Raw genomic sequence first — 20,889 nt, forward strand, 5'->3', positions numbered from 1 at the left:
CCACCTCGGGAACGGTCGTCTCTGCATGCGGTCTGCAGGTGGTCGGTGCCTGCAGATCAGTGCAGCAGGTACAGCGGCAGGGCGACTGCCGCGCCGAGCAGGCCGGCGATGAACAAGGCGGTGGCGGCGACGGCGACGACCGGGATAAGGAAGCGGCCGCGCACATGCGGACGGGGTGTGCCCAGCTCGGTGCCGATGTTGGAGGCGATGACGAGGTAGCTCATCGAGACCGGCAGCCGCAGCAGGGCCGCGGCGACGAAGAGGAAGCCGGCGGAGACGGCGTCGGCGACGGTGGCCTTGACCGGCTCACTCATGGTGACCATGCGGACACTGACGGTGCGCACCATCCGCCAGCCGCTGAGGAAGGTGCCCAGCCCGAGGGCGACGGCGATGAGGATGCGAACCGGCCAGGCGATGCCGAGCACATCGTGGCTGATGCCGACCGGGTCGGTGTGGGCGAGGATCGCGATCATCATGACGACGCCGACCTTCTGCGCGTCCTGCATGCCGTGGGCCAAGCCGAGAAAGGCCGAGAGCACGTTGTTGGCGAACCGGCTGTGGCGGAACAGCGGCTTGGGCGCGTGGCCGGCCAGTACGCGGGTGGTGGCGCTGCTGACGGCGTAGGCGATGACGAGCGCGACGACCGGGAGCAGGAAGGCCGGGGCGATGAGCGTCCAGAACACCAGACCGGCATCGGTGGCGATGCCGAATACGAGGGCTGCGCCGATGATCCCGCCGAACAGACAGTGAGTCGAGGACACCGGCACTGCGACCAGGTAGGTGGTGATGTTCCAGACCAGGGCGGCGAAGATCCCGGCCGCAAGCACTAGTAGGACGGTGTTCTCCACCGGCGGGAACTCGACGAGGGCCACGGCAACGCTTTCAGCCACGCCCTGGCCGAGCAGAGCCCCGATGAAATTGAACACCGCTGCGATGATAAGTGCCAGGCGCGGGTGGACGGACCTGGAGGCCACGGCATTGCCGACGGACAGGCCGGCGTCGTGGAAGCCGTTGACGAAGGCGTAGCTGATGGTGAGGACGATGACGACAGTGAACAGCACGTCGGAGGAGACGACATCCACGTCCGGCCTAGGATTCCTTGAGGGCGATGGCGGCAGCGATGCGGCCGACGTCCTTGAAGGATGCCGAGGCCTGGGTGAAGGCGGACGCCAGCTGCATCGAGGCTGCGGTGTAGGTCAGGCCCCGGCGCGACAGCGGCACGGCGTCGGCGATCGATTGGCTCAAGGAGATGGCGCGCAGGTGCAGACGATCCATCGTCTCGACGTAATCCCACTGGTCATAGTGGCCCTGCAGCCGGCGGGTCATGCGCAGCGTCTGGTCTGATTGGTGCGACAGCACTGCGAGCATCTCCGGCACGCCGGCCGGCAGCTCGTCGAAGACCTGGGAGGTCATGGCGAAGCTGACGGACTCCAGTTGGTAGCAGACCTCGCGCAGGCGATCGGCGAGGGCGAAGATGTCTCCGCGGTCGAGCGGGGTGATGTAGTTCTCGCGCAGCTGCCGGGTGATCACCCCACGTGCGGCGTCGGCCTGGTCGGTCAGCTCCTGCATGCGGGCACTGGCCTGCTGGCGGGCGTCTGCTGGGATGCCGGAGAGTTCGGCGAGGACGAGGTTGCAGCCCTGGATGAGCTCGGCGAGCTCGGTGCAGCGGGCGAAGAGCTGGGTATCCTGCGGTGTCCGTCTCAGGCGCACGCCGTCCTCCGGTGTCTGTCTCAGCGGGATCGTAGGGTGAGGGCCGGCAGCAGGACGCGGGAGGACCGGTTGGTGCCGAAGTGTGGCGGTGCCGGACCGAGAGCGCCTCTCGGCGTGTGGCCGCTCGAAGCGGCTGATGTTGGAGCCCGGGGCTTCAGCGATCCGGCACCGTGCGCCCAGGATACAAGCTCGTCTTGAATTGCCCAACCGGGGCAGATCCCGGCACGGACCCCGGTGCGACACGAGACCGGCTGGAGGCTGGCCGTCTGTTGTGCAGAAGGCCGCCGGCAGAGCCCCTGGTGAGAGGATCGCAGGCGTTCTCTGCAATACTCAGCGCTCTCGATGTGGCGCTCAACGTCGATCAGTCGAGGCGGCCTTGGGTGTAGGCCCGCGCGGCGGCGGCGAGGTCGTCTGCGAGGCGTTCGAAATCCCCCGCGCCCGAGGTGTCGGCTGGGCTCTCGGCCCGACGTCCACGGGCGGTGACGGTGATGAAGGCTGCGGCCCGGGCCAGTGCGATGGCGTAGTCGCCGCGGAAAGCGCCGGCGAGGATCTCATCGGCGGCCCGGGCAACCTCGTCTGGACCCGGCGGGGAGGCGATGCCGGCGATCACCTCGGGTGCGGTGCGGCCGTCCCGGCCGGACGAGAACCAGTCCGCGGCCTGGCGCGGCGAACGGCGGATCCACTCGCGGATGGCGTACAGGCGCCACAGGGAACCGGGCAGGCTCACCGCCGGGGCGCTGGCCCACACCTCGGCGATGGCTTCCAGACCGAACTCCTCGGCCAGGTGGACGAAACGGGCGGTGGCGGCGTCGTCGCGGTCAGGATCGGTGCTGGAGTCGCGGTGCGGGGAGATGAGCAGGGCAGCCGTCGAGTGCGCGAGCTCGGTGCGCGCGGCAGGGTCGGGGGCGGTGTCGAGCGGATCCATGTCCGGCATCGGCAGGGGCTTGTGAAAACGAGGCTGTGACACGCCGCCCAGTCTACGCGGGCTGGCAAGGCGCCCTGCCGGGAATCCTACACCTGTCTCTCAGCCAACGGCGCTACCGTATGGCTATGACCAACAGTGCGAAGGTCCAGACGGGTCTCAAGACTGCTACGAAGTTCGCGTTCACGAAGGACGGCGAGCTCAAGCCGCATGCGGAGGGCACAGTGCGCAGGCTGCTGGCCGTGCAGCGCCCTGCGGTGCTGGCGTACCTGCGAATGCTGCGGCGGAAGAACCCCGAGGCCTCGCCTGCGGAGATCGCCGACATCGTCCGCAAGCACTACCTATGGGCAGCCACCGGTGGAGGTGCTGCAGTCGGCGCAACTGCCGTGGTGCCCGGGCTCGGGACGCTGGCTGCCGCTGGTGTCGCGGCTGTGGAGACGGCCGGATTCTTAGAAGCTTCAGCACTGTACGCGCAGGCGATCACCGAACTGCACGGGCTGCCGGTGCGCGATCCGCAGCGGGCGAACGCGCTGGTGATGGGTCTGATGCTCGGCAACGCAGGCAAGGACCTGGTGAAGAAGTTCTCCGCCCAGGCTGCCGGTGAGGGTCCGGCACTGACCTCGCATTGGGGCCCGATGGTCGCCAAGCAGATCCCGGCACAGATGATGGACACGCTGACCAAGCGGATGCGCAAGACGATGATGCGCAAGTACGCTGCGCGCACCGGCGGGTCGATGGTCGGCCGCCTCATGCCTTTCGGCATCGGTGCGGTGATCGGCGGTGTCGTCAACCATCAGATGGCGCGCACCGTCGTCCGGCATTCGCGCAGCGCTTTCGACCCGTACCCCGGCGCATTCCCCCACGACCTCGACCCGAAGATCAGCACGCCGAAGGCCGACGCCGACCTCATGGGCGGGCTCAAGCACCTCATCCGGCTGCTGCAGCTGCGCAAATCCAAGGGTCAGGTGATCCCCGGCGAGGTCATCGACCCGGTGACCGCTGACAGCCAGATCCTCGTCCACGAGGGTGCGGGGGACTTCGACCCCGAGGCGCCGCGTACCTATCAGACCGGCAACAGTGAGGCTGGCGGCAGAGGCAGCCGGTGGTGGGGACGCAAGACGGGCCAGCCTGCAGACGCTTCCGGGCGCAGGAAGCGCGGGATCAGCCCGTGGAGCGTTGATTGGCGGCTGTGAAGCCGCAGCTCAGTCTGTCGAGTTGGGCACCGTGGGACCAGCGGTCTACAATCAGTCTGCGGGCCTCTAGCTCAGTTGGTAGAGCAACGGACTTTTAATCCGTGGGTCGTGGGTTCGATCCCCACGGGGCCCACCAGGAGGTCGTTGTTCACACCGGTGGCATTACCGGTTTGAGACCTCGTTACAGCGGCCCGCCCCTCGTGGCGGGCCGCTTTCGCGTGAGATTCGGGGTCGGAGAACGCGTTGAACGGTTCTCCCTGATGACCGTCTGCGGTGCGCCGCGCTGTGCTTTGCCCACAGCGTCGAGACCACGGGAGTATCACTGTGCCTATACGACATGACGTCCTCGTATTTCGCAACCGAACACGAAGACGAGCTGCGACGAGGCGGCTGGGCCCAGGAGCATCGTGGATCGCCGCGAGTTCGGTGAAGGGTTCGCAGCGATACGTCGGCCATCATTGCCCCATCATGAGGCGGAGCAGGCCGGAGGCGCGCCTCCGCTTGGCGCGGCAGGTCTGCCGGTAAGTTGAGAGCTCTGTTCTGCCAGTCTCACGCGCAAGGATGGTGTCGATGCCTTCCCCTCGGCCTCTGAAGACCCGCCGGGCTGCCGGGGACCGGAGGCGGCACCGGCTGTGGTGGACCGCGGCTGCGATCATCGTCTTCGCCGTCATCGGGGCGTTCGTCGACTCCGATGACGACGAGCAGTCAGGCAGCGCGGTGCCGGAGGCCGGGCCGTCATCGATCAGCGGGGTTCCGACGAGCGAACCGACGGCCGCAGCTGGCACCGATGCAAGTCCCACCCTGCCGCCGACCAGCACCGAAACGGCCGCGCCGGGCAGCGCTCTGGCGATGCTCGCCGAGCTGGAGGTCAAAGGCCGCGCACCGAGGACCGGGTACGACCGCGAGTTCTTCGGGTGGCGCGACGACACCGACCGCAACGGCTGCGACACGCGCAATGACGTGCTGCGCCGAGACCTGCGCGACATCACCCTGCAGCACAGCGGTTGCGTCGTCCTCGGTGGAAGGCTCACCTCGAAGTTCTCAGGCGACACGTTCGACTTCATCCGCGGCGACGGCAATAACATCGACATCGACCACCTCGTGGCCCTGTCGAACGCCTGGCAGACCGGAGCGCAGTCCTTCGATGCAGCAACGGCAGTGGAGTTCGGCAATGATCCGCTGAATCTGCTGGCCGTCGAGTCACGGCTCAACGCCCAGAAGGGCGATGGTGACGTCGCCACGTGGCTGCCGCCGCGGAAACCCTATCGCTGCGAATACGTCTCGCGGCAGATCGCGGTCAAACGCAAGTACGAGCTGTGGGTGGTTCCTGCGGAGAAAGAGGCGATGATTCAGGTGCTGTCCGCCTGCGATGACGAACCGGCCTTCACCTCCGATGCCAGCTGGCCGAGCACCTCAGGCGGAGACATCGCCTCCTACGTTGATGCACCGACGAAGAACGGGTCGAGCAGTTCAGGTTCGGGCCGATCGAGCTCAGGCGGTTCCGGACCGGGCGGTTCGGGCACCGGCGCCTCCTCCAACGGGTCCGCTGCGAAGTCAGATTCCAGGGGATCGGGTGGCTCTGGGCCAGGGTCGGGCACCGGCGGTGCCTATAAGAACTGCACCGAAGCGCGTGACCGGGGCGGAGCGCCGGTGCACGTCGGGGAGCCGGGCTACGGCTCGCATCTCGACCGCGACGGTGACGGCATCGGCTGCGAATGAACCGGTCGCACCGGGGCACTGCCGCTCCGCCTGCGTGCGCACTGAGCCCCGGGCCGATATCGAATCAGACGTTCCACAGCCCACGGGCGCTCGGTCTCCTGCGGGCGTCGGCGCGGCTCATCATGATCGTCCGGGCCGCCGCCTGGGCAGCCCTGGTGGAGAGCCCGATGAGCACGAGCAGCGAGGCCCCCGGCGCCCAACTCCGACCTACGGTCGCAGCCGAACCCGGCGGCCAGCAGCAGTCCGAGCCAGCGGCAGCCCGCTGGCCCGAGTGCCATCGCAACCAGCGAAGGCCGCCCCGGCGGACGCCCCGAGCCGGCCGGTGGGCTCGGCCGGGGCGGGTTCGGTCTATGGCGGTTCAGTGCCGCCACCGGCGGGAGCCGATGATGCTCAGCAGCCCGCCGATGATGGCGGCGTTCTTGGAGAACTGCAGCTGCTGGCCGGCACGCTTGTCCGGTTCGGTCTCGTTCCAGAAGTCATGCCCGGCGATCGTAGTCGGCACAAGGGAGGCCAGCAGCACAGCTGCTGAGGCCTTCGGCAGCACACCGAGGCCGAGTGCGGTTCCGGCAGCTGCCTGAACGATGCCGTTGAGGCGGACGACGAGTTCGTCGTTCTCGGGGATCGCTGGAACGTCTTCGCGGAGAGTGCCGATAGTGGCGGCGGCCTTGTCGGGTCGGCCGGCAGGGTTCTTGGCGGCGTTGATGCCACCGGTGATGAAGATCGGGGCCAGGGCCAGACGGCCGCCTATGCGGACGAGAGTGGAGAGCATTCTTCCTCGATTCGCTCAGCTGTCGTTTCGTGGATGCAGACTGCGCTCTTCACTCTACGCCTTCGCACTGTCACTGAGATGCGCGTGTGCCGTCGTGGCCGAACATCGACAGGGTCTCCGCCAGGCCGCCGGCGAGGCGGAGGGCATGGCGCTGACCTCCGTCCGCGACGGTGTGGGCGAACGTGCCGTCGATGAGAACAGCAGCAGCATAGTCGCCGACTGCATACCCGAAGGTGTACTCGCCGCCGGAGATCCATGCGCACAGCAGGCCCCGACAGTCGGGCTCACGGGTCCGGACCGAACAGGGAGAGCACCGAGGGGCGGGCCCGGGCGCTGAAGGCGGCTTCGAACCGCTCGGCGGACAAGGCGGCATCACCGCTGGCGGTCGGATGCAACACCCCCGCAGCTGCAGTGAGCCGGTGAGCGCCAGCAGGCAGTCGCCGATGACTGGTGCTCCGTCTTCGGTCAACGAGAAGCCGCCTCCGTCGAGAGTGACGCCTGTGCCTTTCATAGGCTCTCCCGTCCGATGACCGCCGGTCGGCTCGATCGGACTCTGGAAGTTCGCGTGATCTGGGATATTCTGCTGTCATGATCGGCCGCGGAAGTCCCTGGGAGCAGTTCGCGCATGACCCGCGCCGCAATCCGGATCTGCGGGCTTCGACTGCCGACCGCTCGACGGTCTGCGACTTCCTCGCCGAGGCCTACGCGGATGGCCGCCTCGACCGCGAGGAGTTCGATGAGCGCACCGATGCCGCCAACGCGGCCAAGACCCTCGGGCAGCTGCCGCCGCTGCTGTCCGATCTCGCCCCAGATGTCGACCCGCAGAAGTCGGCGCTGGCCGGCCTCAACAAGGACATTCCACTCACCCGCGAGGAGATCGACGCGGCAGCGCTCGAGCACTACCGGTCCCAGCGGCGCAAGGCGCTCCTGGGGATCGTCGCAGGCCCGGTCGGCATCTGCGTGGCGATCTGGGCTTTCACCTCGATCGTCTCCGGAACGGTCATCTGGTTCTGGCCGCTGTTCGTCATCCTCGGCACCGGTCTGGGCTCATTCGGCGTCCTCGCCCGTCGTGACGAGATCATCGACGCCAAACGCGTCAAGCTCACCGAGCAGGCCCGCCGGCAACTCGAAGGCGCCGGCCGGGCACCGCACCCCGAGCTCCGGGAATCCGATCCTGAGGAGGACGCGGACCCCGATCACCGCACCGGCTCAGACCGCTGAGCCAGCGCGGCGGGAACTGCGGATCAGTCCTCGGAGTCGGTAAGCCCGAGCCGGGTGAGGAACTGCTCGAAGGTGCCCGTACCCAGACCGGGGACTGCGGTATAGGCAGCCTCGAGCTCCTCACGGGAGTGGGCGGCCGCATCAGCTGCGGTCGATACGCGCGGGTCGAGGTTGGCGAACGTCATCGCGACGTCCATGAGCGCTTCGCTCTTGAGCCGGCCGGCCATCATGTCCTCGCCCATCACCTCGCGCACGGGCGCCTCACCGAGGTTGATGAGCGCCTGCAGGTCATCGCCGACGTTCGGGTAGGTCTCGTGGAACGTCTCCAGCCGGTGCACGACATCTGTATCGGCATCCGATGCGCGGTCGGCAGGTGTCGTGGCGAAGACCGCTTCGAGCAGGGCGAAACCGATCCCCTCCCCTGAACTGCGGTCTGTGGTGCTGTGCTGCGATTCCGTGGCCATGGGACCCCCTGGGTCAGATGACGTCGCTGTCAGCACCATCGTAACCCGGCTCCTCCGCGCGGCCCGGGGTTTCGCAGAATCGCTGCGTCTGCAGGTTCTTCAGCTCCGCGTGCGCGGCAATGACGATGCGCGGCCGGCCTGCTGTCGTGGGGTGTAGTCGACGACAACGGCATAACGGTGCTCAGCGTCCTTCGAGAGCGCCTCGGCCTTTTGGCCGTGCGGTCGGAGTTGAGGGCTGAGACCCGCCTCTTGGAGTGCCGGGAGCTGCAGCGGGTGCTCCACCGGTCGTTGCGACCGATCCGGGGGCGAGCGTCGTGCCGTCTGGCTTGCCGGCGGGGCCGAAAGCGCATGGGACCCGGTATCCGCTCATCGGGGTCTTACCGTTGCCGGCGATGCCGCGCAGCAGGCCAGCGGAGGCCACACCGGTGATAACGGTCCCAGGTGCGGGCGAAGTTCACCCCCGCAAGGCTGCGATGAGGTCGTCTTTGTTCATCTCCGAGCGGCCGGCGATATCGAGTTCGGCGGCGCGCTTGCGCAGCTGCTCGACGGTCCAGTCCTCGTAGGAGTCGGCATGCCCGCCGCGTTCGCCCACGTCAGAGCGGGAATCCTGCGCGGCGGCGTTGGCGATGCGCGCGGACTTCTCCTTGCTGTTGCCCTCACGGCGCAGCGCTTCATACATCTCGTCGTCTTTGACCGATGGTCCTGGAGTCTTGCGATCCGGTGCAGCCATGCCCTCAGTCTACGCCACGGCGCGACAGACAGCCGGGTCAGCGTCGATCAAGCGCAGGCGCGGGCCGGCTGGCCAGCGGCGGCAAACCGGCGAGCTTCGACCACATCGGTGGGAACGATGCGCTCGCCGATGCTGACATACGGCGGGATGGTGGCAGCGGGGTCGGCGGCCGCAAGCTTGCGGCGCACGGAGAAGCGCAGGCACACGGCATCGAGCGTCAAGCCCTCGACGACCTTGTGGGCGATGTCGATGCTGGTGATATTGTCATCGGCCAGCCACTGCTGTCCGGTGGTCTCGATCCAGGTGCGAAGAGTCGAAATCGTTGCATCCATACTCCCGAGAGTGACAGATCGACATGGCCTGTCGGTGACGCTGACGTAAACAGGGACACGTGAGCCCAGGCGGTCGCAGCCCTCATGCTCAGCTGCGAACCGGCTGCGGAGGGCGTGCGTTCGCCTCCGCCCGGGCGACCGCACACCGGAATACCGCACTTCACACCAGAGCACCGCACCTCATCGCACCCCGCACCAGACATTGCAGCACAGCAGCTGAGACATCAGTCAGTGTGGCAGCGCATCAGTGCGGCTTCAGCGACTGCACCGTCGCCGTCTGCAAGCGCGGCCAGCAGCTCCCGGTGGGTGGCCAGCGTCGCCTGCCGCTGGGCGCGGTCGGCTCCGGCCCGGGCGCCGATGCGCTGCTGGACCGGATGGTCCCACACGCTGGTGAGCACTGAGCGCAGATAGGAGTTCGCGCACGCGTCGACGAGCTCGATGTGGAAGCGGCGGGAGAGTTCGAAGAACTCCGCCGGGTCGTCAAGGGCGAGTTCGGCCTGGTCGAGCCGGTGGGACAGCTCCAGCCGCGCCCGAGGTGTGAGCTGGCCGGTCAGCGAGCGCAGGGCGAGCGCCTCGAGGCTGAAGCGCACCTGCTGGACATCGGCGACGGTGGTGTCGTCCAGTGGGCAGACTTCGAAGCCGCGGCCGCTGCGCTGGCTCACCACCCCGGCGGCAGCCAGCTGCACAAGCGCCTCGCGGGCAGGGGTGCGCGAGACGCCAAAGCGCTCAGCGATGTGCTCCTGGCGCAGCACCGTGCCTGGGGCCAGCTCACCGCTGGCCACCGCGGCAGTGATTTTGCCTTTGACCTCAGCGGTCAGGTTGGCCATCGGCGCCTCCTCTCCTGCGGTGTCTGCGCTGTCGTCGTTCCCATGCCCTTGCGTTCAGCTGTCCCGGCGCTCAGATGTCGAGGACGAGTCGGTCGCCGGTGCAGCGGGAGACGCAGATCATCATGGTATCTCCGGCCTGCCGCTCAGCCTCGGACAGCAGGGAGTCGCGGTGATCGATTGCTCCTGCGAGCACATCGGTCTCACATGATCCGCAGATGCCCTCCCGGCAGGAGTTGAACGGCCGGTAGCCAGCCCCTTCGAGAGCTTCGAGCACACTGCAGCCCACCGGGACTCTCACCTCGGCTCCGGTGTTCGTCTCGACGAGGAACTCCCGGTCATCGGCCATGACGGTGACCCCCTCGCCGGTCTCGTTGACGAACCGCTCGGTGTGCAGCCGGTCAGCGAAGCCCTCCTGTTCGGCGATGATGGCCAGCCCGTCGAGCAGCGCATCGGGCCCGCAGGCGTAGACGCGCGCGCCGGCGGGCAGTCCGGCAAGATCAGCGGCGATGTCGCGCCGGCCGGCGATCGCGGATTCGTGGACGGTGACGTCGTCGCAGAGCTCTTCGACGATGTCGATGAACGGCAGCCGGCCCCGGCTGCGGCCCAGGTAGTACACACGTGCCGGCTTCTTGCGCCACCACGCCTGCCGCAGCATCGGCAGCAGCGGGGTGATGCCGATGCCGCCGGCGATGAAGACGTAGGCGTCAGCGTCGTCGAAGGCGAACCGGTTGATCGGCACAGTCGCCCGCAGCACCGCGCCGGGGGCGAGCTGATCGTGTACGAAGTCCGAGCCGCCTCGGGAGCGGGGCTCGCGGCGCACTGCGATCTGCCAGGTGCGCGGGAGGCGCGGGTCCGAGCACAGCGAGTACTGGCGCACCAGCCCTGCAGCCAGTTCGATGTCGATGTGGGAGCCGGGACTCCAGGTGGGCAGCGGGCCGCCGTCGGCGCGTTCGAGTTCGACGGCCATGACGTCCTCGCACACCGCCTGGGTGCCGATGACCTTCATGTCGATGAGTTCGGGCATGATTCCTCCTTCTGCACTGGCCGTTCAGGGCACCCAGCGCAGCGGGCCGCCGTCGGCGGCGGCGATCTCGATCGCCTCGACGCGGGTGCGGGCATCAGCGGCGGAGATGCGCAGGGTCTCGGTCTCCTCCCCTTCGGCGATGTAGACGTCGCCGGGGGTGATGTCGCGGGCCCATGGGCCGCCGGCGATGCTGATCTGGCAGGCGCCGGCGACTGGGACGATGACGAACTGGCGGCCGGCGGCGCGGTCCAGGTCCTTCTCACCAGGGCCTTCGACGGTGGTGCGGGTGATGGTCACCTGGGCAGGGTCGTGGTCGATGTCCACGCCGGCGTGGGGTTCGGCCCCGGTCAGCCGGATCGTCCACTTCCAGCGGTCTCCGCGCTCTGGGGAGTCCGGGCACGAGGCGAGCACCCGCCCGTTGCCGGCTCGGGCGGTGTAGTCGGCGCCGATGGTGGCGGCCTCACCAGAGGCGTCGAGGGCGCTGCCGCGCGAAAGCATCCACATCGCTCACACCTCCTGACCAGCCGGCTGGGCGGCGCTGTTCACGGGGTCGGTGTTCGCGGTGCTGGCGGTCCCGCCCGAGGCGGCGACGGCGTTCTTCTCAGACGCCTCGCGCTTCGCATCCGCCTCACGCTGCTCAGCGCGGATGAGGGCGTTCATGATGCGGCGCGCCTTGGCGACCCCGCCGTCCTGGGCGATGAGCACGTCGAACTCATCAGCCGGGCGGGTCTTGAGCCCGCGCTCCTGGTTCTCAAGCGCCCACGCGTCCTCCTTGAGGACGGTGGCCAGGCCGACTTCGAGGTCCTTGGTCGCCTGCTCGTCATCGACGGCGAAGTTGCGGGCGAAGCAGTAGTAGTACCAGCAGTGGTCGGCGTCGATCGGGGTGATCGCGTTGGTGACCTTGATGAGGTAGCCGTCTTCGCGCGGCTGACCCTCGGCTGTGATGCCCGAGTGCAGGGTGTGGTGGTTGGGCACATGGAATTCGGTGCAGTGGAACCGGTCGTAGGGCCCGGAGATGCCCATCGTGTCCTTGTACAGCGGCGGGGCCTCGACGCTGGGCATGAATCGGTCGACGCTGACGGTGTTGCCCTCGACTTCGACGGTGACGCCGTATTCGTAGATGTAGTCGTCGCCGACGGTCGTCTGGTGGATCCACGATTCGTGGGTGAGGTCAAGCAGGTTGTCGTGGACGAGTTCGGCCCGGCAGTTGATGCCCAGGGAGTGGAACACCGGTGCCCATTCAGGGTCGTTGTGCCAGTGGGTGTCGGGAATGTCGCTGATGTCAGCACGTTCCGGATCGCCGGTGTAGACCCAGATCCAACCGTCCTTCTCGTAGACCGGATAGGTGCCGACGCGAGCCCGGTCGGGCAGCGCGGTCTGACCAGGCACACGCGTGCAGCGGCCGTCGCGGCCATAGGTGAAGCCGTGATAGGCGCACTCGACCGAGTCGTTGACGACCCGGCCCTCCGAGAGCGGGAAGCCGCGGTGAGCGCAGCGGTCGACGAGCGCGTGTGCTTCGCCGTCCTGGGTGCGGAAGAGCACGAGCGGCAGCTCGCAGATGGTGCGAGCGGTGGGCTTGTCGGTGACTTCGGAGCTCCAGGCGGCGACGTACCAGGTGTTATAGACGTACACGACTACTCCTTTGAGCGTGAGTGAGACGGCGGGCCGCGCTGCCCTGCCTATGTTTTGTATACAGTGTATTCACTGTAGGTGACGAGAGTGATCCGGCGCAAGAGCCAGCCGGGGCGATCTGACTGACCGGACAGGGGGTTTCCAGCGGGACCGCAGGCGAAACGGTCGCGGGAAGTTGCAGCCGCAGGGACCGTCGACACGGACACGCAGGAGTTCGTCACCTATGACGCGACGGCCAGGGAGCTGCGGACGACGACGTCGCGGATGCGGCGGCGGATTCGCAGGTGAAGCCGGAGCTCGACCAACAGGCAACACGTGCCACGGCTCCCGACCGCAGTGGCCTGCGGTGATGCACATCAAACGCCGCTTTAGGCATATTCCATGCCAGTAGAGCATGATTGATTCCATGCCGGTAAAGCATGATTGCTGATGAGCGCATTGGGCGTCGGGTCGAGTCGAGAGCTCACTCCGCCCGGCGTCTTGCGGGGACCCGCAGGCGGTGATGAGATAAGAGCTGTCAGCCGCACGGCAGCGCACCGCCGCGCCGACGACCCCTGACACGCGGGCTCCGGCCGGTCAACCCCATGCCCGGCCGACCGCTGACACAGCCGACCCGCGGCAGTGACAACGCAGCTTCAACTGAGACACGCAGCGCCAGCTGATGAGAGAAAGCAGAGAACCGATGACGAACGGCGCCGACAGACTCCTGGCCACCCTTGAACACAACGACATCGAGGTGTGCTTCGCCAATCCCGGCACCTCGGAGATGCACTTCGTTGCCTCCTTGGACAAGGCGACGAAGATCCGCGGCGTACTCGGGCTGTTCGAGGGCACGGTCACCGGTGCGGCTGACGGTTACTCTCGCATGACCGATCGCCCTGCCGCGACTCTCCTCCACCTCGGGCCAGGTCTGGCCAACGGCCTGTCGAACATGCACAACGCTCTGCGCGCCCGGGCTGGGATCGTCAATGTCATCGGCGATCACGCCACCTACCACCGCGACCTCGACGCGCCGCTGACCTCCGACATCGAAGGCACCGCGCGCCCGTTCAGCCACTGGGTGCGCAGCTCTCCATCACCGGACACCATCGCAGCCGACACCGCCGATGCCATCAGCCAGGCCGAGGCCGGTCGTGTCGCCTCGCTCATCCTGCCGGCTGACACGGCCTGGAACCCGGTCACCGGCGACCCGGCCGTGCCGACTGCCGCCGCATTGCCGCGTCCGGTCCTCGATGAGCGCGTCATCGCTGCCGCTGCCAAGCGCCTGCGCGCCTCCGGTGAGCACACCGCGATCCTCATGGGCGGCCGCTCGCTGCGGGCCGATCAGCTCGCTGTGGCCGGGCGGATCGCTGCTGCCACCGGCGCCCATCTGCTGTCTGACACCTTCGCCCCTCGCACCGAACGCGGCGCCGGGCGGGTGACGACACTCAAGGTGCCGTACCCAGTGGGGCCGTCCCAGGAGCTGCTCGCCGATTTCGATGCGCTCATCCTCGTCGACTCGAAGGAGCCGGTGGCGTTCTTCGCCTACCCGGACAAGTCGAGCGTGCTCACTGCCGCCGGCACGACCTTCTTCGAGATCTGCCCGCGCGAAGGCGATGCGCTCGCCGCATTGGAGGCTCTCGCCGAGGCGGTCGGTGCCACCGATGCGGATGTCACCTGTGATGGGATCGCCTCCGGCGCCGGCACCGCTGAGGGTCGTGGGCAGACTGCTGAGCTGTCTCTGCCGGGCATGCCGAGCGGGACGATCACCCCGGAGAAGATCGGCGCATTCCTCGGCAATGCGATCCCTGAGGGCGCGATCGTCGTCGATGAGTCGATCACGACCGGCGCGAGCTTCTGGGTGCAGACCGTCTCAGCGCGTCCGCACGACTGGTTCTCCGGCACCGGCGGGTCGATCGGCTATGCGATGCCGGTGGCCGCAGGTGCCGCGATCGCCTGCCCGGATCGGCCGGTCATCACGCTCGAAAGCGATGGTTCGGGCCTGTACCAGCCGCAGGCGCTGTGGACTCAGGCCCGCGAAGGCCTCAACGTCGTCACGCTCATCTTCAACAATGCCAAGTACCAGATCCTGCGCAATGAGATGGCCAATGTCGGGGTGCCGGACTTCGGCCCGAAGGCCAGCGCACTGCTCGACCTCAGCGACCCGGTGCCGAACTGGTCCGCCATCTCCGAGGGGATGGGCGTGCCGGCCCGTCGTGTCGAGACCGTCGAGCAGCTCGACGCCGCGTTCTCCGAGGCACTGGCTGAGCCGGGACCGCGGTTGATCGAAGTGATGGTCTGAGCCCCGCTGAGTCCCCCTGAGCCCTCTGCGCTGAGGTTTCCGACCCCGGTTTGCGCGCGATCGTGCGAACCGGGGTCTTTCTCTTCTCGAGTGCCCCCGGGCGGTGCGTGGCACGCGTTTCGGGTTCAGGGCGTGTGGTCGAGCACGGCTCCGCACAGCCAGCGCAGTCGTCTGCGGGCGACATCCAGCGTCAGCTCCAGGTCGGTGGCGCCGAACTGCGGCATGAGCCCATCGCAGGCCGCGCTCAGCAGCGAGGCGCGGTCGGGGATGTCCACTTCGGCAAGATGCCCTTCGGCGGCGAGGACGTGCAGCCATGACTCGACCCTGGCCAGCCCGATCTCGTAGAGCCGTGAGAGCATCCGCGTACTGGAGCCATCAGCCTCCGGGCCGAAGGCATTGGACATCTGGGTGACCCAGATGCCGAGCAGCGAGCGCGTCGATGCGTCATCATGCGGCAGGAACTGCAGCATGCACTCCGTCAGCCGCTCGGCTGGATCCCGCGAGGAGTTCGCGATGTCGAGATCGGGCACCTCACGCGAATAGGCCCGCTCAGCCACTGCGCGCAAGAGCGCACTTTGGGTCGGGAAATAGTACCGAAGCGTGCTCGCGCCGATGCCGGCGCGCTCGGCAACAGCGCGCACGCTCGCAGCACCTGGCCCGCCGGACTCGACGAGCTCAAGGGCGGCCTCGACGATCTGCTCCCGCCTGTCAGCCATCGGACTCCTCCCGTCACGCGCCTCTTCCAGCGCTTCGTTCACGACTCTCAATCGCCACTTGACAATCTAGCACACCGTACTAGTACATTGAACTAGCACGCTGTACTAGACGAGTGCAGCCCTGCGTGAAGCCACCCCTCGTGAAGGAGAGACCATGTTCGAAGCACTCCAGGAATTCACCACCTCGCTGCCGGTGTGGGCCCGCTGGGCCGGCATCATCCTCATCTCCGCACTGCCGTTCGTCGAGTCCTACTTCGGCTCAGTCATCGGCATCGTCGCCGGCGTCCACCCCGTCGTCGCGATCCCGGCTGCGATCCTCGGCAACGTCCTGTCGATGCTCGCCCTCGTCTACGGCGCCCACAAGATCCGCGCCCGGGCGACTGCCAAGAAGCCGGCTGACTCACCGAAGAAGGCACGGCTCAGGAAAGCCTTCGACCGGTGGGGCGTACCAGGCGTCAGCCTGCTCGGCCAGACCGTGCTGCCCAGCCAGATCACCTCGATGGCGATGGTCTCCTTCGGCGCCTCCCGCAACGCTGTGGCGCGCTGGCAGATCGTGTCGATCATCGCCTGGGGCGTGCTCTTCGGCGGGCTTGCGATGGCCGGTGTGCAGCTGTTCGGCTGAGGCACGCGGTCGGCTCTGGCGTCCGCCAGGTAGTGCTCCCAGCCGGTTCGGATGCCGATAGGGCACACTTAGAAGAGCACCAGCACGCGCACCTGTTCGCGAAAGGAGCTCGCATGTCGCCCTACGCCACCGAACCGGCCAAGGATCCCGGCCTCGCCCTCGTCCTCACCCTCCTCGGCTTCGTCCTCATCGCGGGCCTGCAGTACTTCTACATCGGCAAGATCGTCATGGGTCTGCTGTTCCTCTTCACCGGCGGATTCTTCTTCGTCGGCACCGTCATCTCCTGCTTCACCATCCGCGGAGAGACCCGCCGGGTGAATGAGCGCCGGGCACGCCGCGCCGCCCGCTACTGAGACCCGCCACCACCCATCAGCTGAGTCACCGCCCTCGGCGCCGACCGTTTTCCCCAGCCCCTCCCGACGCCAAACCGGCTCCCATCCCGTAGAATTGTTCAACAACGATCAGGGGACTGCGGCCCGCCGAGGCGAACTGGAGGAGAAGCTATGAGCAGCATCGACGTCAACTCCGACCTGGGCGAATCGGTCGCCGGCATTCCCGTCGGCGATGACGAGGCGATCCTCGACGTCGTCTCCTCGGCCAATGTCGCCTGCGGCTTCCATGCCGGCAGCCCGCACGGCATCTCGGCCACCGTCAGCCAGGCCGCTGCCCGCGGTGTGACGATCGGGGCGCACCCGGCCTACAACGACCCGTCGGGCTTCGGCCGCCGGTTCATCGACTACGACCCCAAGCAGCTGGCTGACGAGGTGCTCTACCAGATCGGCGCCCTCGATGCGATCGCCCGCGCGCACGGCTCCGAGGTCCGCTACGTCAAGCCCCATGGCGCGCTGTACAACGCGCTCGTGCGCAATGCCGAGCACGCTCAGGCCGTCATCGACGGGCTGCGGGCCTTCTCCCGCAGCGTCCCGCTGCTTCTGCTGCCCGGCTCGATCGCCGCGGAGATGGCCGTCAAGGCCGGTCTGCAGGTCATCACCGAAGCCTTCGCCGACCGCAATTACAATCCCGACGGCACGCTTGTCTCCCGGTCGGAGGACGATGCGGTCGTCACCGACATCGACACCGTGCGCTCCCGGGTCATCGAGATGGCCACCTCGGGCACGGTCACCGCACGCGATGGCTCGACCCTGCGCGTCGACGCCCAGTCGATCTGCGTGCACGGCGACTCGCCGGGCGCTGTCGAGATGGCCAAGGCCATCCGCGAGGCCCTCGACGAAGCCGGCGTGACAGTCACGAGCTTCGCATGAGCCCGGCCGACCAATCCGGCGCTGCCACCAGCTCTCCGGACTTCCGACCCATGGGCACCCGCGCGGTGCTCATTGAACTGCCCGACACCGCCACCGTCATGGCCTGGCACGCCCACCTGAGCGCCCACCCGCGCGACGCGCAGATCGAGGTCATCGCCGCCGCCCGCACGCTGCTGTTCAAAGCCGCCACCCGCCGCGGCCTCGACTCAGCCCTGGCCGCCCTGCGCGAACTGACTCCGGATGATGCGACCGCCGGCGCGCACAAGCGCATCGACATCGACGTCGTCTACAACGGCGAGGACCTCGAAGCGGTCGCCGAGCACTACGGCATCTCGACCGAGGCGCTCATCGACCGGCACACGAGCGAGGACTGGCTGGCCGCCTTCGGCGGGTTCTCCCCTGGCTTCGCCTACTGCACCGCTGCCGGCAGCGGCTGGGACACCCCGCGCCGGTCCTCCCCGCGCACCAAGGTGCCGCGCGGCTCCGTCGCCCTGGCCGGGCCATTCTCCGCCGTCTACCCGATCGACTCACCCGGCGGCTGGCAGCTGCTCGGCTCCTCCCCCACCCCGGTGTGGGATCTGGGCGAGAATCCACCCAACCGCATCAGCCCGGGTGATGAGATCCGCTACCGGGCGGTGGCCGAGGAGGTCACGCTCTCCCCGGCCACCGCCTCGGCGCCGGCGAGCCAGCCGGCCCGCCCGGCGGCGACCGTCACCGCCGTGGGTCTGCAGGCGCTGTTCCAGGACCGCGGGCGCACCGGCCACGGCGACACCGGCGTGCCGACCTCCGGGGTGCTCGACCGCGCCTCAGCCCGGCAGGCCAACCGGATCGTCGGCAACCGCGGCGACGCCACTGTCATCGAATGCCTCTTCGGCGGGCTCGCGCTGCAAGCTGAGACCGACCTGACGCTGGCCGTCACCGGAGCCGAGGCGCCTGTCACCGTGGGTGGCAAGCCCGCCCCGCTGCGCACCCCGCTCGTCGCCCCGGCTGGTGAGAGTGTGGAGATCGGTGCGCCGACGCATGGGATCCGCTCCTATGTCGCGGTGCGCGGCGGGTTCGTCACCAGCGAGGTGCTCGGCTCGACGGCCACCGATACGCTCTCCCGGCTCGGGCCTGAGCCGATCAGCGTCGGCCAGCAGCTCAAGGTGCCCGTCACACCCGACGTGGTTGCCGTCGGCGGGCCGGAGCCTACGACCCTACCGGAAGGTAATCTCACGACCGCAGAGCTGCGGGTGGTGCCCGGGCCGAGAGATGACTGGTGCGCCCCCGGTGAGCTGGAGACGCTCACCAGCCAAGTGTGGAAGGTCAGCCAGGAGTCCAATCGCATCGCCCTTCGCCTGCAGGCAGGCGAAGACGGCCGGCCGCTGCGCCGGGCCGAGGACACCGGGGAGCTTGCGAGTGAGGGCATGGTCTCCGGTGCGATCCAGGTGCCGCCGGAAGGCCAGCCGGTGCTGTTCCTGGCCGACCATCCGGTGACCGGCGGGTATCCGGTCATCGCCACCGTCATCGCCGAAGACCTCGACCTCGCCGCCCAGCTGCCGCCGGGTGCCGAGGTGCGCTTCACCATCCACGCCGCCGACCTGCCAGGAGAACCGTCATGACGCTAGCTTCCGTGCTCATCGCCAACCGCGGGGAGATCGCCGTGCGCATCGCCCGCGCGGCAGCCGACCACGGGCTGCGCTCAGTGGCCGTGTACTCCGATGCCGACGCCGAGGCACTCCACGCCCGCATCGCCGATGAGGCCCACCGGCTGCCGGGCACCGCCCCGGCCGAGACGTACATGAACATCCCGGCCCTCATCGAAACCGCGCTGCGCGCCGGTGTCGATGCCGTCCACCCCGGCTACGGGTTCCTCGCCGAGAACGCTGAGTTCGCCGCCGCCGTCGCCGAGGCGGGGCTGACGTGGATCGGGCCGTCGGCAGAGGTGATCGAGAAGCTGGGCAACAAGGTCACCGCACGTGAGATCGCGCTATCGGTCGACGCGCCGCTCGCGCCCGGTTCCGATGGCCCGGTCGAGGACTGGGAGGAGGCGCACGCCTTCGCTGAGGAGCACGGGCTGCCGATTGCGATCAAGGCTGCCTACGGCGGTGGCGGGCGCGGGCTCAAAGTCGTCCATGAGCTCGCTGACGTCGAGGATGCTTTCGCGGCCGCCGGGCGCGAGGCGGTGGCGGCGTTCGGGCGCGGGGAGTGCTTTGTGGAGAAGTTCCTCGTCCGCCCCCGCCATGTCGAGGCGCAGGTCCTGGCCGATGCGCACGGGCACACGGTTGTCGTCGGGCTGCGGGACTGTTCTTTGCAGCGGCGCAACCAGAAGCTCGTCGAGGAGGCCCCGGCGCCGTTCCTCACCGCCGAGCAAGAGGCGACGATCCGCGCTGGTGCGGTGAGGATCTGCCGCGCTGCCGGGTACGTCGGCGCCGGCACGGTCGAGTTCCTCATCGCCGAAGACGGCACCATCAGCTTCCTGGAGGTCAATACGCGCCTGCAAGTCGAGCATCCGGTGACCGAGATGACGACCGGCGTCGATCTTGTCGGCGAGCAGTTCCGGATCGCCGCCGGCCTGCCACTATCCTTCGCCGACGGCGATGCTTCTGACGGCAATGCCGCAGGTGGGGACAGCGAGATCACTGTGCCGCAGCTCGGGCATGCGATCGAGTTCCGGCTCAACGCCGAAGACGTCGCCAACGGCTATGTCCCCTGCCCGGGCACCATCACCCGATTCGAGGCCCCGACCGGCCCGGGCATCCGCGTCGACACCGGGGTCACGAGCGGGTCGACGATCCCGGGTGCCTATGACTCGATGATGGCCAAGCTCATCGTCTTCGGTGCCGACCGCGACCAGGCGATCACGCGTGCCCGGCAGGCGCTGCGCGAACTCGTCATCGAGGGAGTCGCCACGGTCGTGCCGTTCCACCAGGCAGTGCTCGAACACTCTGACTTCGCCGATGACTTCGCCGTCCACACGACCTGGATCGAAAACGACTTCGCCGAGCAGTTCGAACGCACCGAGGTCTTCGCCGATCAACGTGACGGTCAGCCGCTCACCCGGTTCGGCGTCGAACTCGATGGCAAGCGCGTCGAGCTCGGTCTGCCTGCTGAGCTGCTGAGCCGGCTCGCCAGCCCAGCCCCAAGCGGTGCGTCCACCGGCGAGGCCCAGCCTGCCGGCACCACGGGCGCGGACACCGAGACCGAGGCGAGCAGCACCGACAACGGCGCCGACGCCTCGGGAGCGGAGGTCACGAGCCCATATGCCGGCAGCTTCGTGACGTGGAAGGTGGCAGACGGCGACGCGGTCGAGGCCGGGCAGACGGTCGCGGTCATCGAGGCGATGAAGATGGAGTCCAATGTCTCCGCCCCGTCCGGCGGAACGATTGCATGTGAGTCCCTGGATGCAGGTGACAGCGTTTCGGCAGGTCAGGTGCTCGCGCGGATCTCCTGAACCGTGCCGAGGATGCGGCGCGAGGCTGGTAC

At 68.1% G+C, this 20,889-nt stretch carries 21 protein-coding genes and 1 tRNA gene; 10 read left to right on the plus strand and 12 right to left on the minus strand.

Features of this window, described 5'->3' with window-relative positions:
• Nucleotides 1-56 precede the first annotated feature (56 nt).
• The 3 genes from B4E96_RS05305 to B4E96_RS05315 form a co-directional block, all read right to left on the minus strand.
• Nucleotides 57-1,082 carry an inorganic phosphate transporter gene (locus B4E96_RS05305; RefSeq protein ID WP_286956658.1) on the minus strand — a complete coding sequence of 342 codons (1,026 nt, stop codon included), beginning with the start codon at nt 1,080-1,082 and terminating at the stop codon, nt 57-59.
• A 7-nt stretch (nt 1,083-1,089) separates the two neighbouring features.
• Nucleotides 1,090-1,710: a DUF47 family protein gene (locus B4E96_RS05310; RefSeq protein ID WP_170274499.1), complete on the minus strand. Its 621-nt coding sequence runs from the start codon at nt 1,708-1,710 to the stop codon at nt 1,090-1,092.
• Nucleotides 1,711-2,071: 361 nt separating this feature from the next.
• Nucleotides 2,072-2,677 (minus strand): hypothetical protein, encoded by a 606-nt coding sequence (locus B4E96_RS05315; RefSeq protein WP_243743382.1) that lies wholly within the window; start codon nt 2,675-2,677, stop codon nt 2,072-2,074.
• 83 nt (nt 2,678-2,760) lie between these two features.
• Between B4E96_RS05315 and B4E96_RS05320 the strand changes: the two genes are divergently transcribed.
• The 3 genes from B4E96_RS05320 (at nt 2,761) to B4E96_RS05330 (ending at nt 5,544) form a co-directional block, all read left to right on the plus strand.
• Nucleotides 2,761-3,825, plus strand: coding sequence for a hypothetical protein (locus B4E96_RS05320; RefSeq protein WP_286956659.1), 1,065 nt, complete (start codon nt 2,761-2,763; stop codon nt 3,823-3,825).
• A gap of 60 nt (nt 3,826-3,885) precedes the next feature.
• Nucleotides 3,886-3,961: transfer RNA gene (locus B4E96_RS05325), tRNA-Lys, on the plus strand.
• Between the two features lie 434 nt (nt 3,962-4,395).
• Complete coding sequence (locus B4E96_RS05330) at nt 4,396-5,544, plus strand: GmrSD restriction endonuclease domain-containing protein (RefSeq protein WP_286956660.1); 1,149 nt, start codon at nt 4,396-4,398, stop codon at nt 5,542-5,544.
• Between the two features lie 358 nt (nt 5,545-5,902).
• On the opposite strand, the gene B4E96_RS05335 is transcribed toward B4E96_RS05330, so the two are convergent.
• Complete coding sequence (locus tag B4E96_RS05335; protein ID WP_259794833.1) at nt 5,903-6,313, minus strand: DoxX family protein; 411 nt, start codon at nt 6,311-6,313, stop codon at nt 5,903-5,905.
• A gap of 588 nt (nt 6,314-6,901) precedes the next feature.
• On the opposite strand from B4E96_RS05335, the gene B4E96_RS05340 reads away from it, so the two are divergent.
• Nucleotides 6,902-7,534, plus strand: coding sequence for a DUF1707 SHOCT-like domain-containing protein (locus tag B4E96_RS05340; protein ID WP_286956661.1), 633 nt, complete (start codon nt 6,902-6,904; stop codon nt 7,532-7,534).
• Between the two features lie 23 nt (nt 7,535-7,557).
• Here the strand turns inward: B4E96_RS05340 and B4E96_RS05345 are convergent, their stop codons facing one another.
• The 7 genes from B4E96_RS05345 to B4E96_RS05375 form a co-directional block, all read right to left on the minus strand.
• Complete coding sequence (locus tag B4E96_RS05345; protein ID WP_259794820.1) at nt 7,558-7,998, minus strand: hypothetical protein; 441 nt, start codon at nt 7,996-7,998, stop codon at nt 7,558-7,560.
• A gap of 454 nt (nt 7,999-8,452) precedes the next feature.
• Complete coding sequence (locus B4E96_RS05350) at nt 8,453-8,728, minus strand: DUF7218 family protein (RefSeq protein ID WP_102162058.1); 276 nt, start codon at nt 8,726-8,728, stop codon at nt 8,453-8,455.
• 47 nt (nt 8,729-8,775) lie between these two features.
• Nucleotides 8,776-9,060: a hypothetical protein gene (locus B4E96_RS05355; RefSeq protein WP_102162059.1), complete on the minus strand. Its 285-nt coding sequence runs from the start codon at nt 9,058-9,060 to the stop codon at nt 8,776-8,778.
• A 224-nt stretch (nt 9,061-9,284) separates the two neighbouring features.
• Nucleotides 9,285-9,887 (minus strand): GntR family transcriptional regulator, encoded by a 603-nt coding sequence (locus B4E96_RS05360; RefSeq protein ID WP_180964753.1) that lies wholly within the window; start codon nt 9,885-9,887, stop codon nt 9,285-9,287.
• A 70-nt stretch (nt 9,888-9,957) separates the two neighbouring features.
• Entirely contained in the window at nt 9,958-10,911 is a 954-nt protein-coding gene (locus B4E96_RS05365; protein ID WP_286956663.1) for a PDR/VanB family oxidoreductase, read from the minus strand.
• 24 nt (nt 10,912-10,935) lie between these two features.
• Nucleotides 10,936-11,415 (minus strand): hypothetical protein, encoded by a 480-nt coding sequence (locus B4E96_RS05370; protein ID WP_102162062.1) that lies wholly within the window; start codon nt 11,413-11,415, stop codon nt 10,936-10,938.
• Between the two features lie 3 nt (nt 11,416-11,418).
• Complete coding sequence (locus B4E96_RS05375; RefSeq protein ID WP_170274508.1) at nt 11,419-12,543, minus strand: aromatic ring-hydroxylating dioxygenase subunit alpha; 1,125 nt, start codon at nt 12,541-12,543, stop codon at nt 11,419-11,421.
• A 682-nt stretch (nt 12,544-13,225) separates the two neighbouring features.
• Between B4E96_RS05375 and B4E96_RS05380 the strand changes: the two genes are divergently transcribed.
• The gene (locus tag B4E96_RS05380) at nt 13,226-14,824 is read left to right on the plus strand and encodes an acetolactate synthase large subunit (RefSeq protein WP_102162064.1); all 1,599 of its coding nucleotides are present in this window, start codon (nt 13,226-13,228) and stop codon (nt 14,822-14,824) included.
• A gap of 125 nt (nt 14,825-14,949) precedes the next feature.
• Here the strand turns inward: B4E96_RS05380 and B4E96_RS05385 are convergent, their stop codons facing one another.
• Nucleotides 14,950-15,540, minus strand: a complete 591-nt coding sequence (locus B4E96_RS05385) for a TetR/AcrR family transcriptional regulator (protein ID WP_286956665.1) — start codon at nt 15,538-15,540, stop codon at nt 14,950-14,952.
• Between the two features lie 154 nt (nt 15,541-15,694).
• On the opposite strand from B4E96_RS05385, the gene B4E96_RS05390 reads away from it, so the two are divergent.
• The 5 genes from B4E96_RS05390 (at nt 15,695) to B4E96_RS05410 (ending at nt 20,857) form a co-directional block, all read left to right on the plus strand.
• Nucleotides 15,695-16,162 carry a hypothetical protein gene (locus tag B4E96_RS05390; protein ID WP_102162066.1) on the plus strand — a complete coding sequence of 156 codons (468 nt, stop codon included), beginning with the start codon at nt 15,695-15,697 and terminating at the stop codon, nt 16,160-16,162.
• 113 nt (nt 16,163-16,275) lie between these two features.
• Nucleotides 16,276-16,515: a TM2 domain-containing protein gene (locus tag B4E96_RS05395; RefSeq protein ID WP_165883714.1), complete on the plus strand. Its 240-nt coding sequence runs from the start codon at nt 16,276-16,278 to the stop codon at nt 16,513-16,515.
• A 150-nt stretch (nt 16,516-16,665) separates the two neighbouring features.
• Nucleotides 16,666-17,424, plus strand: a complete 759-nt coding sequence (locus B4E96_RS05400; RefSeq protein WP_286956666.1) for a LamB/YcsF family protein — start codon at nt 16,666-16,668, stop codon at nt 17,422-17,424.
• Complete coding sequence (locus tag B4E96_RS05405) at nt 17,421-19,025, plus strand: 5-oxoprolinase/urea amidolyase family protein (protein WP_286956667.1); 1,605 nt, start codon at nt 17,421-17,423, stop codon at nt 19,023-19,025. The genes B4E96_RS05400 and B4E96_RS05405 overlap by 4 nt, the downstream gene beginning before the upstream one ends.
• Nucleotides 19,022-20,857, plus strand: a complete 1,836-nt coding sequence (locus tag B4E96_RS05410) for an acetyl/propionyl/methylcrotonyl-CoA carboxylase subunit alpha (protein WP_286956668.1) — start codon at nt 19,022-19,024, stop codon at nt 20,855-20,857. Before B4E96_RS05405 ends, B4E96_RS05410 begins: the two co-directional genes overlap by 4 nt.
• Nucleotides 20,858-20,889: the final 32 nt, after the last annotated feature.

The organism is Brevibacterium sp. UBA7493 (assembly GCF_002479565.1).
In the GTDB taxonomy this organism is placed as follows: domain Bacteria; phylum Actinomycetota; class Actinomycetes; order Actinomycetales; family Brevibacteriaceae; genus Brevibacterium; species Brevibacterium luteolum.

Coding starts and splice junctions, on each gene's coding strand:
- B4E96_RS05405 (WP_286956667.1), top strand. CDS start 17,421: ATGAGCCCGGCCGACCAATCCGGCGCTGCCACCAGCTCTCCGGACTTC.
- B4E96_RS05400 (WP_286956666.1), top strand. CDS start 16,666: ATGAGCAGCATCGACGTCAACTCCGACCTGGGCGAATCGGTCGCCGGC.
- B4E96_RS05390 (WP_102162066.1), top strand. CDS start 15,695: ATGTTCGAAGCACTCCAGGAATTCACCACCTCGCTGCCGGTGTGGGCC.
- B4E96_RS05355 (WP_102162059.1), bottom strand. CDS start 9,060: ATGGATGCAACGATTTCGACTCTTCGCACCTGGATCGAGACCACCGGA.
- B4E96_RS05410 (WP_286956668.1), top strand. CDS start 19,022: ATGACGCTAGCTTCCGTGCTCATCGCCAACCGCGGGGAGATCGCCGTG.
- B4E96_RS05385 (WP_286956665.1), bottom strand. CDS start 15,540: ATGGCTGACAGGCGGGAGCAGATCGTCGAGGCCGCCCTTGAGCTCGTC.
- B4E96_RS05350 (WP_102162058.1), bottom strand. CDS start 8,728: ATGGCTGCACCGGATCGCAAGACTCCAGGACCATCGGTCAAAGACGAC.
- B4E96_RS05345 (WP_259794820.1), bottom strand. CDS start 7,998: ATGGCCACGGAATCGCAGCACAGCACCACAGACCGCAGTTCAGGGGAG.
- B4E96_RS05330 (WP_286956660.1), top strand. CDS start 4,396: ATGCCTTCCCCTCGGCCTCTGAAGACCCGCCGGGCTGCCGGGGACCGG.
- B4E96_RS05340 (WP_286956661.1), top strand. CDS start 6,902: ATGATCGGCCGCGGAAGTCCCTGGGAGCAGTTCGCGCATGACCCGCGC.
- B4E96_RS05380 (WP_102162064.1), top strand. CDS start 13,226: ATGACGAACGGCGCCGACAGACTCCTGGCCACCCTTGAACACAACGAC.
- B4E96_RS05335 (WP_259794833.1), bottom strand. CDS start 6,313: ATGCTCTCCACTCTCGTCCGCATAGGCGGCCGTCTGGCCCTGGCCCCG.
- B4E96_RS05365 (WP_286956663.1), bottom strand. CDS start 10,911: ATGCCCGAACTCATCGACATGAAGGTCATCGGCACCCAGGCGGTGTGC.
- B4E96_RS05360 (WP_180964753.1), bottom strand. CDS start 9,887: ATGGCCAACCTGACCGCTGAGGTCAAAGGCAAAATCACTGCCGCGGTG.
- B4E96_RS05320 (WP_286956659.1), top strand. CDS start 2,761: ATGACCAACAGTGCGAAGGTCCAGACGGGTCTCAAGACTGCTACGAAG.
- B4E96_RS05370 (WP_102162062.1), bottom strand. CDS start 11,415: ATGTGGATGCTTTCGCGCGGCAGCGCCCTCGACGCCTCTGGTGAGGCC.
- B4E96_RS05395 (WP_165883714.1), top strand. CDS start 16,276: ATGTCGCCCTACGCCACCGAACCGGCCAAGGATCCCGGCCTCGCCCTC.